Annotated in this window: 10 protein-coding genes and 2 pseudogenes; 8 read left to right on the forward strand and 4 right to left on the reverse strand. The window is 43.4% G+C overall.

Going from position 1 to position 16,497, the window contains the following annotated elements; all coding sequences use genetic code 11:
- Positions 1 to 114: 114 nt before the first annotated feature.
- Entirely contained in the window at positions 115 to 1,452 is a 1,338-nt protein-coding gene (locus PGQ38_RS09540; RefSeq protein ID WP_173715596.1) for an MATE family efflux transporter, read from the forward strand.
- Positions 1,453 to 1,524: 72 nt separating this feature from the next.
- Here PGQ38_RS09540 and PGQ38_RS09545 read toward each other — a convergent pair whose 3' ends face one another.
- Complete coding sequence (locus PGQ38_RS09545) at positions 1,525 to 3,960, reverse strand: glycoside hydrolase family 94 protein (RefSeq protein WP_270431515.1); 2,436 nt, start codon at positions 3,958 to 3,960, stop codon at positions 1,525 to 1,527.
- Between the two features lie 572 nt (positions 3,961 to 4,532).
- Here PGQ38_RS09545 and PGQ38_RS09550 point away from each other — a divergent pair.
- The 4 genes from PGQ38_RS09550 to PGQ38_RS09565 all read left to right on the forward strand — a co-directional run bounded on the left by PGQ38_RS09550 (position 4,533) and on the right by PGQ38_RS09565 (position 9,039).
- Positions 4,533 to 5,561 (forward strand): LacI family DNA-binding transcriptional regulator, encoded by a 1,029-nt coding sequence (locus PGQ38_RS09550; protein ID WP_118580086.1) that lies wholly within the window; start codon positions 4,533 to 4,535, stop codon positions 5,559 to 5,561.
- Between the two features lie 42 nt (positions 5,562 to 5,603).
- Entirely contained in the window at positions 5,604 to 6,956 is a 1,353-nt protein-coding gene (locus tag PGQ38_RS09555) for a hypothetical protein (protein WP_148462812.1), read from the forward strand.
- A 233-nt stretch (positions 6,957 to 7,189) separates the two neighbouring features.
- On the forward strand, positions 7,190 to 8,170 hold the full coding sequence (locus PGQ38_RS09560) for a carbohydrate ABC transporter permease (protein ID WP_118580131.1): 981 nt from the start codon (positions 7,190 to 7,192) through the stop codon (positions 8,168 to 8,170).
- A complete protein-coding gene (locus PGQ38_RS09565; protein ID WP_226814790.1) occupies positions 8,167 to 9,039 on the forward strand; it encodes a carbohydrate ABC transporter permease in 873 nt (290 codons plus the stop codon). Before PGQ38_RS09560 ends, PGQ38_RS09565 begins: the two co-directional genes overlap by 4 nt.
- 224 nt (positions 9,040 to 9,263) lie before the next feature.
- Here PGQ38_RS09565 and PGQ38_RS19925 read toward each other — a convergent pair.
- A pseudogene (locus PGQ38_RS19925) lies at positions 9,264 to 9,401 on the reverse strand (DUF6783 domain-containing protein).
- Between PGQ38_RS19925 and PGQ38_RS19930 the strand changes: the two are divergent.
- The 3 genes and pseudogenes from PGQ38_RS19930 to PGQ38_RS09575 form a co-directional block, all read left to right on the forward strand.
- A pseudogene (locus tag PGQ38_RS19930) lies at positions 9,339 to 9,500 on the forward strand (DUF6783 domain-containing protein); the annotation flags it as partial. The pseudogenes PGQ38_RS19925 and PGQ38_RS19930 sit on opposite strands and share 63 nt — an antisense overlap.
- Positions 9,461 to 10,099 (forward strand): trimeric intracellular cation channel family protein, encoded by a 639-nt coding sequence (locus PGQ38_RS09570; RefSeq protein ID WP_148462810.1) that lies wholly within the window; start codon positions 9,461 to 9,463, stop codon positions 10,097 to 10,099. The pseudogene PGQ38_RS19930 and the gene PGQ38_RS09570, both read left to right, overlap by 40 nt.
- A gap of 24 nt (positions 10,100 to 10,123) precedes the next feature.
- Entirely contained in the window at positions 10,124 to 11,956 is a 1,833-nt protein-coding gene (locus PGQ38_RS09575; RefSeq protein ID WP_270431518.1) for an ABC-F family ATP-binding cassette domain-containing protein, read from the forward strand.
- A 136-nt stretch (positions 11,957 to 12,092) separates the two neighbouring features.
- On the opposite strand, the gene PGQ38_RS09580 is transcribed toward PGQ38_RS09575, so the two are convergent.
- Both PGQ38_RS09580 and PGQ38_RS09585 read right to left on the reverse strand, forming a co-directional pair.
- Positions 12,093 to 13,820 carry an ammonium transporter gene (locus tag PGQ38_RS09580; protein ID WP_195699760.1) on the reverse strand — a complete coding sequence of 576 codons (1,728 nt, stop codon included), beginning with the start codon at positions 13,818 to 13,820 and terminating at the stop codon, positions 12,093 to 12,095.
- A gap of 505 nt (positions 13,821 to 14,325) precedes the next feature.
- Positions 14,326 to 16,425, reverse strand: a complete 2,100-nt coding sequence (locus tag PGQ38_RS09585; protein WP_204452332.1) for a glutamine synthetase III family protein — start codon at positions 16,423 to 16,425, stop codon at positions 14,326 to 14,328.
- Between the last annotated feature and the right edge of the window lie 72 nt (positions 16,426 to 16,497).

The raw sequence follows: 16,497 nt of genomic DNA on the forward strand, positions 1-16,497 counted from the left end.
GGGCGACAGAAAAAAAGGGTTACTGGTCACGGAGCGAACCGTAAACGAAAAGGTTTAATTACAGAAGAGAGGGGATTGTTTTTGGAAAAAGAAGTAAAAGTTCAGGAAAATAAAATGGGTGTGATGCCAGTGGCAAAGCTTCTGCTCACCATGTCTGTACCGATGATGATTTCCATGCTTGTCCAGGCGCTTTATAATATTGTGGACAGTATGTTTGTGGCGAAATTAAGTGAGAGTGCACTTACTGCAGTTTCGCTTGCATTTCCGGTGCAGAACCTGATGATCGCAGTTGGAACCGGTACTGGTGTTGGTATCAATGCGCTGGTGTCGCGTTCTCTTGGGGAGAAAAAGCAGGAGTATGCCAACAGTGCTGCAAATAACGGTATTTATCTTGCAATTTTTAGTTTTATTGGATTTGCAATTGTTTGTGGATTTTTTGCACCTGCTTTTTTCAGGGTGCAGACTACGGATCCACAGATCATGGAATATGGTGTGGATTATGTCAGAGTGATCGGAATTATGTCCTTCGGCCTGTTTATCCAGCTGACCTGCGAGAAGCTTCTGCAGTCTACAGGGAAGACGGTGTATTCCATGGCAACACAGCTTCTTGGCGCTATTATCAATATTATTCTGGATCCAATCATGATTTTTGGTTTATTCGGCTTTCCAAGAATGGAAGTAACAGGAGCAGCCCTTGCCACTGTTACCGGACAGATCATTGCAGCAATTGCAGGTGTGATCGTGAATATGAAGCTGAATAAAGAGCTTCATATTTCTCTTGTGAAATATAAGATTTCCGGTGATGTGATCCGCAGCATTTACAGCGTAGGCTTTCCATCTATTATTATGGCGTCTGTTGGTTCTGTTATGACATTCGGAATGAATAAGATCCTGATGGGCTTTACTTCTACTGCAACGGCGGTATTTGGCGTGTATTTCAAGCTGCAGAGCTTTATTTTTATGCCAGTGTTTGGACTGAATAATGGAATGGTTCCCATTGTTGCTTACAACTATGGTGCCAGAAAACCGAAACGTATTACGAAAGCAATTAAGCTGAGTATTATTTACGGAGTATGTATTATGCTTGCTGGTTTCGCTGTATTCCAGCTGTTTCCGGGAAGTCTTCTGGGAATTTTCAGTGCCTCTGACGATATGATGGCAATCGGTATCCCGGCACTTCGTACCATCAGCCTCAGCTTTCTGATCGCAGGATTTTCTGTAGTTGCATCTTCTGTGTTTCAGGCGCTTGGACATGGTTTTTTAAGCCTTGCAGTGTCTGTGCTTCGTCAGCTGGTAGTACTGCTCCCGGCTGCATTTATCCTGTCAAAAGCAGGTGGCCTTGGAGCCTGCTGGTGGTCCTTTCCCATTGCAGAGGTGTTCTCAGGAGTGATCTGCTTTGTGTTTATACGATATGCGTATAAGAAAGAAATTCATCCGCTTTACGAGAAATAAAATAGATAGGAAAACAAGAGCCCTCGGAATTTCGGTCCCGGGGGCTCTTGCTAAAATTCGTAATATTTATTTTTATTCCATATGCACCGTTACATGATACTCTGTCTTTCCGTCCTCAACAGGTACCACATTTCCATTCACATGCTTGCCATCAACCTCCAGGTAAGCTACACCCTTTTCCACATTATTCGGATTCTTAACGTCGAAGTAATAGGTGGCACCGCGGAAGCGGCGGGTGAGGGTGAAGTCACCGAAGCCCTCCGGAACACACGGATCAATGGAAAGGCCGTCATAGGATGGCTGCACACCCAGGATTGCCTGGGAGAGGTTCACGAAAGTCCATGCGGCTGTTCCGGTAAGCCAGCTGTTCTTTGCCTCACCGTGGCGGGCTGCGTCACGTCCTGCGATCATCTGGGAATAAACATAAGGTTCTGTACGATGGATTTCGCTGATGTTTTCAATATAAGACGGGCAGGTCTTTTTATAAATTTCAAAAGCACGGTTTCCTCTTCCGATAACAGTTTCGGCAATGGAAATCCATGGATTGTTATGGCAGAAGATTCCGGCATTTTCTTTGTATCCTGGCGGGTAGGAAGAAATTTCACCAAGGTTCAGGTAATATCTGGTGTAAGCCGGCTGGTGAAGCATAATACCATATTTGGTATCCAGGCGCTCTTTTACAGAATCAAGAGCTTTTTTTGCCAGACCTTCTTTCACGCCAATGCCAGCAATGATACAGAAGCCCTGCGGTTCAATGAAAATCTGTCCCTCTTCGCATTCGTGGGAACCAACCTTCTGAGAGGTGGCGTCATAAGCACGAAGGAACCATTCTCCATCCCAGCCAGCGTCAAGGACTGCCTGGTACATTTCTTCAACAGCTTTCTGCGCGATAGCAGCGTCCTCCTCTTTTCCAACACGTCTGCAGATCTCTGCAAACTCATTTCCATATTTTACATACATACCTGCAATAAATACAGATTCTGCAACTGGTCCCTCAGATGGTCCTGTGGTCTGGAAGGATTCACCAGGCTCATTGGAAAAGCAGTTCAGGTTCAGACAGTCGTTCCAGTCAGCACGTCCGATGAGAGGAAGCTTGTGTGGTCCAAGATGGGTGCGGCTGTATTCGAAGGAACGGCGGAGATGCTCAAAAAGAGGAGCTGCTTTTTCCATATGGCAGTCAAAAGCAACCATTTCATCCAGAACGGAATAATCTCCAGTTTCCTTTAAGTAAGCGGCCACAGCAGCAATCAGCCACAGCGGGTCATCGTTAAATCCGCTTCCGATATCCAGGTTGCCCTGCTTGGTAAGCGGCTGGTACTGATGATAAGCACTTCCATCTTCGAACTGGGTAGCAGCAATGTCAAGGATTCGTTCTCTTGCACGCTCCGGGATCAGATGTACAAATCCAAGAAGATCCTGGCAGGAATCCCGGAAGCCCATTCCACGGCCGGTTCCGGATTCATAGTAAGAAGCGGAACGGGACATGTTGAAGGTTACCATACACTGGTACTGGTTCCAGATATTTGCCATACGGTTTACGTGAGGATCCTTACTCTCTACATGATAGCGGGAGAGAAGATCATCCCAGTAAGTATTCAGGATGGCGAAAGCTTCATTTACCTGTTCGGAAGTTTTGAATTTCTCCATGATCTTCTTAGCCGGCTCTTTTTTGATCACGTTTAAAGCTTCCCATTTGTCGTCTTTTGGGTTTTCGCAATAGCCAAGAAGGAAAACAAATTCTTTTTCTTCACCAGGTGCCAGAGAAACATTGATCTGCTGGCTGGCAATGGGATACCATCCGCTGGCAACAGAATTGTGGCTCTTGCCTTCTTCTACCACGATCGGAGCATTGTTGCCGCGGCCAAGTCCTAAGAACTCATCACGACTGGTGTCAAAACCGTCTACAGGAGTATTTACAGTGAAAAAGCTGTAGTGATTGCGGCGTTCGCGGTATTCGGTCTTATGGTAAATGGTGCTGCCAATGATCTCAACTTCACCGGTGCTTAAGTTTCGCTGGTAGTTGGTCATGTCGTCAACGGCATTCCAGAGGCAGAACTCTACATATGAAAATAACGAAATCTCTTTCACTTTATCTGAATTGTTTCTCAGAGTCAGTTTGTTGATCTCGCAAGCTGTGTCAACAGGGACGAATGCAAGAAGATCAGCTTCCAGGCCGTTTTTCTCACCGTGGAAACGGCTGTAACCAAGTCCATGACGGCACTCATAAACATCAAGAGGAGTGCGGGTTGGCATTGCACCTGGATTCCATACGGTATCCCCATCTTTGATATAGTAGTATTTTCCGTTGGAATCTGCCGGGATATTATTGTAGCGGTAGCGGGTGATACGGAGCAGCTTTGCATCTTTATAGAAGCTGTAGCCGCCGCAGGTGTTGGAAATCAGTGTGAAGAAATCCTGAGAGCCAAGGTAGTTGATCCATGGCAACGGGGTATCTGGTGTTGTAATGACATATTCTTTATTGGCGTCATCAAAATGTCCGAAATTCATAGTGGATCTCCTTTGATAAATTTTATTCTTGCTGAATTCTTTCTAATTGTTTTGTTGGTTGATTGCTATTCTGATTTACATCAGGTGCTATTAATTTTCAAAGCTGTACAGTGATCTGCTCTCTTATATGCAATAAAGTTTTGCAAATAAAGTATGTAGTTTCGAAAAGGTCAGCTTGATTAAATTGTGAGATAATTAACACACGAAAACGAATAAGTAAAGATAATAAGAAATGAAAGTAAAGAATAATGGTATATATTTACTCTTAGTATAATAGAAAGACTGATTAAAAGCAACATAAAAATTACAGTAATAATGAAATCTATTATATATTACAAATCAAAGATTTAAAATACGAAAGTTTTCGCGAAAACATTTCGGAAAGAACTCTTATTCACAATTAAAATGTTAAAAATGCAAATATACAAATTGTGCAATAGGTAGAATGATGTGAAAACGCACAAAAAATGCAGGAAACCACTTGATTTTTTGTGCACTAGGGGGTACTATAAGCTCACGAAAACGATTTAGAGATGACAGGAAAGAAAAACAGGAAAGAATGAGGCAGGCATATGGTTTCCATGAAAGAAATCGCAAAACAATGTAATGTCTCAGTCGCCACTGTCAGTAAAGCATTAAATGGTTACTCCGATATCGGAGAAGAAACAAAAAACTACATATTAAGAACGGCTTCAGAGATGGGATATCTTCCCAACTCATCGGCAAGAGCTTTGAAGACGAAGCGAACCTTTAATCTGGGAGTTTTATTTGTGGACGAGGCCCGAAGCGGTCTCACACATGATTACTTTAACAGAGTACTGGAAAGTTTCAAAAGCACCGCAGAAGCGAAAGGTTATGACATTACTTTTACAAGCGGAAATGTTTCCGGTAAAAGGATGACCTACCTGGAGCACTGCAGATACCGGGGTGTGGACGGAGTGGTAATGGCCTGTGTGGATTTCACCGCAGAAGAGGTTCAGGAGCTTCTCCTTTCAGACATTCCGGTGGTGACCATCGATCATATCTGTGATGGAAGGATATCGGTAGTATCCAACAACATCCAGGGAATGGAAGAACTTGTTACCTATATATATAAGAAAGGACACCGCAAGATCGCTTACATTCACGGAGATGACACATCGGTTACCAAGAATCGTCTTGGAAGCTTTTACCGGACCCTGCAAAGACTGGGGATTGAAGAACCGGATGAATATGTAAAACCATCTTTTTACAGAGATGCTGATCTGGCAGGTGAGAGAACCGGTGAACTTTTGGATTTGAAAGATCCGCCAACCTGTATTCTCTATCCTGACGATTATGCAGCGATGGGAGGGATAAACGAGATACGGGAAAGAGGACTTCGGATACCGGAAGACATTTCAGTAGCCGGGTACGATGGAATTAATATCGCCCAGGTTCTTGAACCCAAGCTGACAACCCTTTGCCAGGACACAGCGGCAATCGGAAGGATAGCGGCAGAAAGGCTGATTGAGCTGATTGAGCACCCGAAGACAACAGTTATTGAGAAATACACAGTGGATGGAACCCTTTTTAAAGGAGCTTCCGTGAAAACTTTGTATCCATCAAAAAATTTCAAGTAGTTATTAAAAAAATTAAAAGATATAATTAAAGGAGGAAGTAACATGAAGAAAAAAATGGTGAGCGTATTATTAACAGCTTCTATGCTGGCAGGAATGACATTATGTGCAGTCCCGGTTATGGCAGAAGATGCAGAAACACCGGAAAACGAAGTTACCGGTGACGCTTCCGCAGATGATTCCTTTGTAGTATGGGGATGGAACGATGATATCAAGAAGATTCTTGACGGACCATTCAAAGAGGCTTATCCAGATGATTACGAAAGAATCGTTTTCGTAAACACAGGTGGATCTGATTATTATCAGAGCAAACTGGATCCTGTACTTGATGATCCTTCAAATGAGTTATATCCTGACATGATGGGTCTGGAAGTTGACTACGTTCAGAAATATGTAAACAGTGACTGGGTACAGAATGTAGCAGACCTTGGAATCACAGCTGATGATTATGCAAACAGCTATCAGTACAACCTGGATCTTGGATCCGATGTTGATGGCAATGTAAGAGCTCTGTTCTGGCAGGCAACTCCTGGATGCTACGCAGTTCGTGCAGATCTGGCTGAGAAATATCTTGGAACAACAGATCCTGCAGCATTAGCTGAGAAATTCAAAGATCTGGATACCATCGTTGCTACAGCTAAAGAGGTTAACGATGCTTCCGGCGGAAAATGCAAACTGTTCTCTGGCTATGATGAGATCAAACGTAGCCTGACCGGTTCCAGAACTCAGGGCTTCTATGATGAGAACGATAAGATTACAATTGATGACAACATCAAGACATATATGGAAACAGCTAAGACTCTTTATGATGAAGACCTTACCTTCAATACCGATCAGTGGAGCGCTGACTGGAGTGCAAACATGAGTGGTGATGGCGTTGATTCTAACGCAGCACTTGCTTATATGGGATGCCCATGGTTCGTATACTGGAGCTTAAGTGATGCTTGGAAAGGCAACACAATCCTTGTTCCTACCCAGACAAAATGCTATTGGGGCGGCACAGGACTTGCAGCTACAACAGATTGTGCAGATACCGAGCTTGCAGCTAAGATCATGAAATTCTTCACATGTGATGAAGATGGAATGGTTGCAATCAACGCTCTGAACTCTGACTATGTAAACAATACAGCAGCTGTCAGCAAGATCATCGAGGCTGGTACATCCGCAGATGGAAACGGCTATCTGTATCCAGACGCTGGACAGAACTTCATGGAGTTCTTCCTTCCATTAGCAGACGGACTTGACGCTTCTATGGTAACAGCAGAAGATCAGCAGATCCTTTCCCTTATGGATACTCAGACCAAGGCTTATGCTACAGGCGAAAAAGACCTTGATACTGCACTTGCAGATCTGACTGCATCTATCCATGATACATTCTCTTACCTGAGCGCAGAATAATGTGGCTTAAGAGTTTGCAGAGTCAATTATAAGTAAGTAGTGAATGTGCTGCTTCTTCCCAAAAGAAGGAGCAGCACATTCTTATATAAGCGAGCAGCTGCTTTTGCTATAAAAAAGCAGAATGACTGCCAGTGGCAGAGGAGGATGGCGCAGAAGCCCGGAGGGGCAGGTACTCCCGCCAGTGTCAGGCATTCTGCCTGGGAAAAGCAGGCAACTTCAGACAGGAGGCTGTTATGAATAAGAAAAAGAAAAAAATGATCGATTATGGAAGGTATGGCTACTTCTTTATTGCACCGTTTTTTATCACTTATCTGGTGTTCCAGCTGTGGCCACTGATCAATACTTTCTATTATAGTACCTTATCCTACTACAAACGTAACGGGCGTGAATTCATGGAGTTTGCAGGACTTCAGAATTTTGTAAATATCCTTGGTATGGCTGCAGGAGAGAGAGGTTATGTACTCAGCTATCTGAAAAATACCCTTGTAATGTGGGGCTGCAACTTTGTTCCTCAGATTCTGGTTTCCCTTCTTCTGGCTGTATGGCTGACGGATGAGAAGGTTAAGGTAAAAGGAACCGGTGCGATGAAGGTTATCGTTTATCTTCCAAGTGTTATCACTGCAGCTTCTGTTTCTGTATTGTTTAAATCTTTGTTTTCCCAGTACGGACCAATCACCCAGACTTTGAAGGACTGGGGCGTTCTTGGCAAGAACTTCGATTTTATGTCCAGCGTAGCAGGAAGCCGTGGGCTGATCTCCACAATTCTGTGGTGGATGTGGTTTGGTAATACGACCTTGCTTCTGATTTCAGGCGTTCTTGGCATTGACCCGGGACTTTTCGAGGCTGCTGATATTGATGGTGCAACAGGCTGGAAAAAATTCCGCTACATCACTTTACCGCTTTTGAAACCAATTATGTTGTACACATTGGTTACCTCCGCAATCGGTGGTCTTCAGATGTATGATATCCCGGCATTGTTTAACGTTCCGGAAACCGGACTTGTTGGTCTTCCAGATGATAAGACTACTACAATGGCTATGTATATTATGCGTCTGTATAACAGCGATGTTGGAAAGGCAGCAGCCGTTTCCGTAGTACTGTTTATTATCACGTTGGTTGTCAGTCTGATCCTGTTCGCAACTATGAGCGACAGCGAAGACAGACGTATGAAAAAAGAGCAGAAACAGCGTAGAAAGGCAGGTGGAAGATCATGAGTAAAGCCGCAACAGCAGACAGCTACAGCAAGAATATGCTGCATCAGAAAGTCTTCCGTACCATTATTTGTATTTTATTCTGTATCATTGCACTTTTGCCATTTGTTCTTCTGGTTATGAACGCAACAAGAGATTCTGAGTCTATCAAGGCTGGTGTTTCCCTGATTCCGTCCACACACCTGATCGAGAACTGGAAAAACCTGATGATCAAGCAGAACGGTATGCAGATCACTTTGCAGAAAGCAATCATTAACTCTGCAACCATTACAATCCCTGGAACCTTCCTGTCAGTTTACTTTTCATCTCTGACAGCTTATGGTATCCATGTATATGATTTCAAATTCAAAAAATTTGCATGGGCATTTATTATGGCAGTTATGATGGTGCCAAGTCAGATTTCCATCATCGGTTTCTACCGTTTCATGCTGGATCTGAAGCTGATCGATACATACGTTCCGCTGATCATTCCTACCATTGCAGCTCCAACTGTTGTTTTCTTTATGAAACAGTATATGGAAAGTACACTTTCTCTGGAGATGATCGAGGCAGCCAGAATCGACGGTTCAAAAGAGTGGAATACCTTTAACAAAATTATCCTGCCGATTATGAAACCGGCAGTTGCCACACAGGCAATCTTCCAGTTTATCGCACAGTGGAACAACCTGTTTACACCTACCATTTTGCTGACAACAGATTCCAAGAAAACACTTCCTATGTTTGTACAGCTGTTGAGCTCCAACCAGTTCCGTACTGACTATGGTGTAGTTTATGTAGGACTGTTTGTTACCATTATCCCTCTGGTTGTTGTATACCTGGTACTTTCCAAGTACATTGTCGCAGGTGTTGCACTTGGCGGTGTTAAGGGCTGATGGCGTGTATGAAAAGCATTTGATTAAGAAAAATATTAAAAGAGAATAACATATACAGTCAGGGGAGAAATCTTCTGGCTGTATTTTTGCGCTTTTTTGAAAAAATAATTTAGCACCACTGAAATTTATTAAGAAATTTGGTATTTTCAGGTGGCAAACGGAGAATTATATGTTATACTGATTTGGTGTCATTTATGGAAACAAGCAGTAAATTTTTTTGCGAATTACATAGAGCGTATCTGAAAAATCATTCCCGCAATCTGCACGCCCCACTTTGTAGTATATTTTGCCCGAATTCAGTTGCCGTAGCCCGCTACGGCGCCCTCATCCGGACAAAATCTCCCACAAATTGTGACGCACATCTTGCAGAAAGCCTTTTTCAAACACGCTCTAGGATAAAATTGGGCGAGGTTGTTGTTTTATGGGTTATCAGGAAACAATCACATTTATTTTGGAGATGATTGGAACTATTGCATTTGCAGCGTCAGGTGCATTGGTGGGATCGGAGCAGAAGATGGATATTTTCGGAGTTTCGGTTCTTGGGGTGATCACTGCAGTTGGCGGTGGTATGATTCGTGATGTGACGCTGGGAATTACTCCTCCGGGAGTTTTTCAGAAGCCAGTATATGCGGCTGTAGCAGTGCTCACTTCAGTGCTGGTGTTTTTTCTCCTTTATTTTAAAAGGGAGATGCTGAAGGGAAATGTTGCTTATGATAAAGTAATGCTGGTGATGGACTCTGTAGGACTTGGGATATTTACTGTGGTTGGCGTAAATACTGGAATCCGCCAGGGGTTTGCAGACAACACGTTCCTGTTGGTATTTGTGGGAACCATCACCGGTGTTGGCGGTGGTTTGCTCCGTGATATGATGGCAGAGGTGCCACCTTATATTTTCGTAAAGCATATTTATGCATGTGCATCCATTGTGGGAGCTATTGTTTGTGTGTATACATACCGCTGGTTTGGAGTGGTGTTCTCCCTGATCTTTGGATCCGCAGCAGTGATCTTGATGCGGTATCTGGCTGCACATTACAGGTGGAACCTGCCGAAATTAAAATAAAAGGTAGCTATTAGAGGAGTACTTATGATTAAAGCAGAGAATTTATCCTATTCTTTTCCACATAAAGAGTTATATAATAAAATTTCATTTACCCTGGAGGATGATGTGCATTGTGCCTTTATCGGAACCAATGGAACCGGTAAGAGTACACTGGTGAACATGATACTTCATCCGGATAAATATTTATACGATGGAAAGCTGATCGTGGATGTGCCTGGAAGGATTGGGTATGTCAGTCAGTTTTACACCATTGAGGAAGAAAAAGAGATTACGGTATTTGATTACATCAGTGAAGAATTTGTAAGACTTCAGAATAAGATCAACCAGATCTGCGAGGATATGGCAGCTACAGATCATCTGGAGGAGCTGATGGAGGAATATCAGCAGACTTTAGATGAATTTAATGCCATTGACGGTGACTTTTACGAAAGTAATATTCGTAAGCAGCTGAAAACAGCGGGTCTGGCTGGGTATGAAGACCAGCTTCTTACAAATTTAAGCGGTGGAGAGTTCAAGCTGGTGCAGGCCATCCGGGAGATGATGATCAGCCCGAAATTTATTATTATGGATGAGCCAGATGTGTTCCTGGATTTTCAGCACTTAAATGCACTTCGGAATCTGATCAATTCCCATAAGGGAACATTGCTTGTGATCACCCACAACCGCTATCTTCTGAATCATTGCTTCAACAAGATCCTTCATCTGGAGAATACGGAGATGCAGGAATTTGATGGCAATTATGTGGATTACAATTTTGCACTTTTGCAGATGAAAATTGAGCAGCAGGAGCTGGCTGCGGCAGATATGGAGGAAATCGAGCGTAACCGCAAGATTGTAGAGCGTCTTCGAAACAGCGCTACTGCCATTGACAGTGCAACAAGGGGAAGAAGCCTGCATGCGCGAGTTTCCCTTTTGGAACGTCTGGAAGCGAGAAAGACAAAGTCTCCATTTGTGGATATTAAGCAGCCGGAGATCGTATTTCATGCAGATGAGGTTTTTGATGCGGAAGTTTCTGGTGAAAATCCGGAAGAAGCTTTGGAAAGTGAAAGAAAATCCGAGTTGGGAGATGCGAATGCAGAAAATGAAGCTGAGAAGATAGTGTTAAGTGTAGAAGACTATAATGTGACCTTTGACCGTGAGATTATGGAACATGTTTCCTTTGTTCTTCATGCAGGGGATAAGGTTGCAATTGTGGGACCAAACGGTACTGGAAAGACGACCCTTCTTCGTGATGTTATCAAAGGAGAAAACCCGGCAATCCGTCTTGGCGAAAATGTTAAGATGGCATATCTTTCCCAGATGCATGGGGAGGTATTTGATGAGAAGGCCACTGTTCTTAAAAATTTTGAGGATGCAGGCTTTGATACCGATGATCAGGTGATAGCTTACCTGAAAACCTATGGCTTTGAGGAAGAACTGATCTACAGTTCGGTATGTGATCTGTCTGGTGGAGAAAAGAATCTTCTCCAGCTTGCGAAGATTTCCAGAACAGGTGCAGGTCTGCTGCTACTGGATGAGCCAACCAGTCATCTGGACACATATTCCCAACTGGCACTGGAGCAGGCGGTAGAGAAATACAATGGGACAGTTCTCATGGTTTCCCATGATTTTTATACCGTAGCCAACTGCATGGATTATGTGCTTCTCACAGAGGATAAGGGCCTTCGCAAGGTAAGTATGCGAAAATTCCGAAAGATGATTTACGCCGATCACTTTGATAAGGATTACCTGGAATATGAGCAGAAGAAAAAAGAACTGGAGAATCGAATAGCTTTCGCACTTCAGGCTGACAAGTATGAGGATGCGAAAAAAATTTCACAAGAACTGGAAAAACTTTTGCGGAAATATAATGGATAACAAAATATTTGTATAGGAAGCAGCAGTGACGGACATATGTGCCGGAAACGTATAAGAAAAACAGCCCCCGGAAAAATTCCAGGAGCTGTTTTTAAATAAGGGAAACAAAAATATAGTAAGATGTCAAAATAATTTATTACTCTTCGTGAGTATCCTGCAATGCCAGGTAACCTTCCTCGCCGGTTCTGATCTTGACAACGTTTTCGATGTCGTATACGAAAACTTTTCCATCACCGATCTGACCGGTATGAAGAACTTTCTTGGCGGTTTCGATAACCTTCTGAACAGGAACAAGGCTGACAACAATTTCAATTTTGACTTTCGGAAGCAGGTTCATATCCATCTCAACGCCACGATAGTAAGCAGGAGCCCCTTTCTGGACACCACAGCCAAGAACGTTTGTAATGGTGATTCCGGTTACGCCGATTTCATTCATAGCCTGCATAAACTCTTCCAGCTTGTTCTGACGGGTAATGATAACAACCTTTGTAAGCTTATGAACGCCGTCTGTCGGGATTTCCGGAATGAATTCAGCTGGAGCAGAAGGTCTGGGAGCAGCGGTAAATTCTCTGGAAGTTCCCATAGGAGTGGGAACAGAAGCAACAGCATCGCGAATAGCAAATCCGTCATAAGCACTTGCAAGACCATGTTCTTTTATATCAAGACCCTGAATCTCCTCTTCAGCAGATACTCGAAGACCCATAGTATGTTTGATAACCTGGAAAATAATTGTCATTGTAACTGCAACCCATGCAATTGTGATAAGCATTCCGGCAAGCTGTACACCAAATCCGTGGAAACCGCCGCCAACAAGAAGACCTTTCCAGCCTGTACCAGCTCCATCGGAGAAAAGACCAACGGCGAGAGTACCAAATGCACCGTTTAAGCCATGGACACCAACAGCACCAACCGGATCATCCACTTTTAATACTTTATCAATAAATTCAATACCAAATACTACGACAAAACCAGCTGCAATACCGATAATAGCAGCAGATGCAGGAGATACAGTATCACATCCTGCAGTAATTGCAACAAGACCTGCAAGAGATCCGTTCAGTGACATGGATACATCTGGTTTTTTATAGCGGATCCATGTGATCATCATAACCGTTACAGTTGCAACTGCAGCAGCAAGGTTTGTGGTAACGAAGATTTTTCCTGCACTTACAATTGCATCGCCTTCCATGGATACAGTGGAAGCACCGTTGAAACCAAACCAACAGAACCAGAGGATAAATACACCAAGTGCACCGACTGTCAGGTTATGACCTGGAATTGCTTTTGATTTTCCACTTTTGGAATATTTTCCGATACGTGGTCCAAGAATGACGGCACCGATAAAGGCGGCCACACCACCTACCATATGTACTGCACAGGAACCTGCGAAATCATGGAAGCCCATCTGACTGATGAAACCGCCGCCCCAGATCCAGTGACCGGAAATCGGATATACTACAAGGCTGATCATAAGACTGTATACACAATACGATGAGAATTTGGTTCTCTCAGCCATAGCACCGGAAACAATTGTAGCGGAAGTAGCACAGAAGACTGTCTGGAAAATCAGGAATGCCCAGAACGGAACTCCGTCAGGAAGCATTGCACTGCCATAATTTGCTTCTGAAGCGATACCACCGATTCTTCCGAAGAAGCCGTTTCCTGCACCGAACATGATTCCAAAGCCAACCAGCCAGAAAGCCGGAGTACCGATACAGAAATCCATCAGGTTTTTCATAATAATGTTACCTGCATTTTTGGCTCTGGTGAAACCTGTCTCCACCATAGCAAATCCGGCCTGCATAAAGAAGACCAGCGCGGCACCAACAAGTACCCAGATCGTGTTTACTGCTGAATAATCCATAATAATTTCCTCCCTCTTTTCGCACTTTTCGAAATGTTTCGAAAAACACGTTTTTAATATCAAAAAGCGCGAAAGAGAAAACAAATTTGTTTTTTCTTTCGCGCCTTTACGATCCTGGTATATTATCTGCGTCTGCAGAAATATTGTTACTGTTCACTCTGTGACCAGTAACACGCTTCGCGATGCACAGAAAGACGAACCTTCTTGTGACAGGCACAAGAAGTAGCGTTTGCTGCGCAAACTTAATTCTCGGGTTTTCTGTGAACTTTGTTTACAAAAAACACCTCGCGGAATGTTACCAGTGAACAGTAACGAAATATTCAGTTGTAAAATTAATATGTAAAACAGGGGATATCCGTATCGTGTGATTAATGGATGAGGAAATCGATAATGAATTATGAAGTAGAGTTTCATAATAGATATCCCCTGTATTTACCTGTGTGAGAAACAAATTCCAAAAACAGGAACAGTTTCTTTCATTTAGAATTCTCCTCTGTAAATCTGATCAGATATAGAAGAGAAGTTTTCCATATGTAGGATATGGAAGCAGATCATCCGGAATGAGAGTTTCAGCTTCATCAGCAGATTTTCTCAATTCCTCCATGTCCTCAAGTACTTCAGCCTGATACAGTTTTGCATTTTCCAGAACATCATCAGTTGCTTTTGCTTTTGCTGTATCAGCTTTCAGCTTCTCAAGACCTTTTGTCATAGCATCCTGAAGTCCGGACAGCTTGGTGATAAGAGCAGTTTCACTCTCACAGGTGATTCCAGGAACAACAGATGCTTTCAGACTTGCTGTGCTTGCAATTTCTTCAATATAAGACATAACAGATGGAAGAAGGTCTTTCTGAACCATTTCAACCATTGTGTTAGATTCGATGTTGATGGTCTTGGAGTAGTTCTCAAGCCAGATTTCATAACGGGAATGAATTTCCTCGCTGGTGTAAATGCTGTGCTTTGTGAACAGGTCAATGTTCTTCTTTGCAATCCACATTGGAAGGGCATCCGGAGTAGATATCAGGTTGTAGAGACCGCGTTTTTCAGCCTCTTCAATCCATTCGTCAGTATAACCGTTGCCATTGAAGATCACACGTTTGTGTTTCCTGATAGCTCTCTTGATCAGCTCATGTACAGCATGCTCCATATCCTCTGGCGCAACGCCGTCCAGCTCTTTTGCAAACTGATCCAGTGCCTCTGCAACTGCTGTATTTAAAACGATGTTAGGGTTAGCAACGGAAGCAGCGGAGCCAAGCATACGGAATTCGAATTTGTTTCCGGTAAATGCAAATGGTGAAGTACGGTTACGGTCTGTATTATCCTTTGTAAAATGAGGAAGTACGGTTGCACCAATATCCATCTGTATAGCAGCATGGGAAGTAAAGTAAGTATCATTTTCAATGGACTTAAGAACTTCTGTCAGTTCATCTCCAAGGAAGATGGATACAACTGCAGGCGGAGCCTCGTTAGCACCAAGTCTGTGATCGTTTCCGGCACTTGCAACGGAAATACGAAGCAGGTCCGCATATTCATCAACTGCTTTGATAACAGCCATTAAGAATACCAGGAACTGGATGTTCTCAGCCGGTGTTTTTCCAGGATCCAGAAGGTTTACACCGTCATCTGTGATCATGGACCAGTTGTTGTGTTTACCACTTCCGTTGATTCCGTCAAATGGTTTCTCGTGAAGAAGGCATACAAGATCATGTTTGTCGGCTACCTTTTTCATAATTTCCATAGTCAGCTGGTTGTGGTCAACTGCAACGTTTGTGGTATCGAATACAGGAGCCAGCTCATGCTGTGCAGGAGCAACCTCGTTATGTTTTGTTTTTGCAGGAATGCCAAGCTTCCAGAGCTCTACATCAAGATCATGCATGTAAGCTGCAACCTTTGGCTTCAGAGTTCCAAAGTAGTGATCTTCCATTTCCTGTCCCTTAGGAGCAGGAGCACCAAGTAAGGTACGTCCGCAGAATACAAGGTCTTTTCTTTCTTTATAAAGTTCCTTTGGAACCAGGAAGTATTCCTGCTCAGGTCCTACTGTTGTGGAAACATGTTTAATTCCCTTGTTTCCAAGAACGTGAAGCATGTTTACGGCTGCTTTATTTAAGGTATCCATAGAGCGAAGGAGAGGAGTCTTTTTGTCAAGTGCCTCACCGCTGTAGGAACAGAATGCTGTAGGAATGTAAAGGGTTCCGTCTTTAATGAAGGCCGGTGATGTTGGATCCCATGCTGTGTATCCTCTTGCTTCAAAAGTAGCACGAAGACCGCCGGATGGAAAACTGGAAGCATCCGGTTCACCTTTTACAAGTTCTTTTCCGGAGAAATCCATGATCACCTGTCCATCGCCTGTTGGAGAAATGAAGCTGTCGTGTTTCTCGGCTGTTACATTTGTCATAGGCTGGAACCAGTGTGTATAATGAGTAGCACCATTTTCGATTGCCCATTCTTTCATGGCTACTGCAACGGAGTTTGCAACATCAAGCTCCAGGTGAGTACCATTTTCGATGGTCTTTTTCAGTGCTTTGTACATGTCCTTAGGTAATTTGCTGCGCATGATCCTGTCGTTGAAAACAAGACTTCCATAGATTTCGGGAATATTCTGTGTCATAACGGATACGCTCCTTTCACTTTTCATGTCTTTCTTCATCCTTATTTTTGGTAGAGTAGGCGGATGAAATTT

This window comes from Blautia faecis (assembly GCF_027662325.1).
GTDB classification, from domain to species: domain Bacteria; phylum Bacillota; class Clostridia; order Lachnospirales; family Lachnospiraceae; genus Blautia_A; species Blautia_A faecis.

Excerpts from the sequence above, each read along its gene's own strand:
- PGQ38_RS09540 (WP_173715596.1), top strand. The coding sequence starts at position 115 with ATGGGTGTGATGCCAGTGGCAAAGCTTCTGCTCACCATGTCTGTACCG.
- PGQ38_RS09545 (WP_270431515.1), bottom strand. The coding sequence starts at position 3,960 with ATGAATTTCGGACATTTTGATGACGCCAATAAAGAATATGTCATTACA.
- PGQ38_RS09550 (WP_118580086.1), top strand. The coding sequence starts at position 4,533 with ATGGTTTCCATGAAAGAAATCGCAAAACAATGTAATGTCTCAGTCGCC.
- PGQ38_RS09555 (WP_148462812.1), top strand. The coding sequence starts at position 5,604 with ATGAAGAAAAAAATGGTGAGCGTATTATTAACAGCTTCTATGCTGGCA.
- PGQ38_RS09560 (WP_118580131.1), top strand. The coding sequence starts at position 7,190 with ATGAATAAGAAAAAGAAAAAAATGATCGATTATGGAAGGTATGGCTAC.
- PGQ38_RS09565 (WP_226814790.1), top strand. The coding sequence starts at position 8,167 with ATGAGTAAAGCCGCAACAGCAGACAGCTACAGCAAGAATATGCTGCAT.
- PGQ38_RS09570 (WP_148462810.1), top strand. The coding sequence starts at position 9,461 with ATGGGTTATCAGGAAACAATCACATTTATTTTGGAGATGATTGGAACT.
- PGQ38_RS09575 (WP_270431518.1), top strand. The coding sequence starts at position 10,124 with ATGATTAAAGCAGAGAATTTATCCTATTCTTTTCCACATAAAGAGTTA.
- PGQ38_RS09580 (WP_195699760.1), bottom strand. The coding sequence starts at position 13,820 with ATGGATTATTCAGCAGTAAACACGATCTGGGTACTTGTTGGTGCCGCG.
- PGQ38_RS09585 (WP_204452332.1), bottom strand. The coding sequence starts at position 16,425 with ATGACACAGAATATTCCCGAAATCTATGGAAGTCTTGTTTTCAACGAC.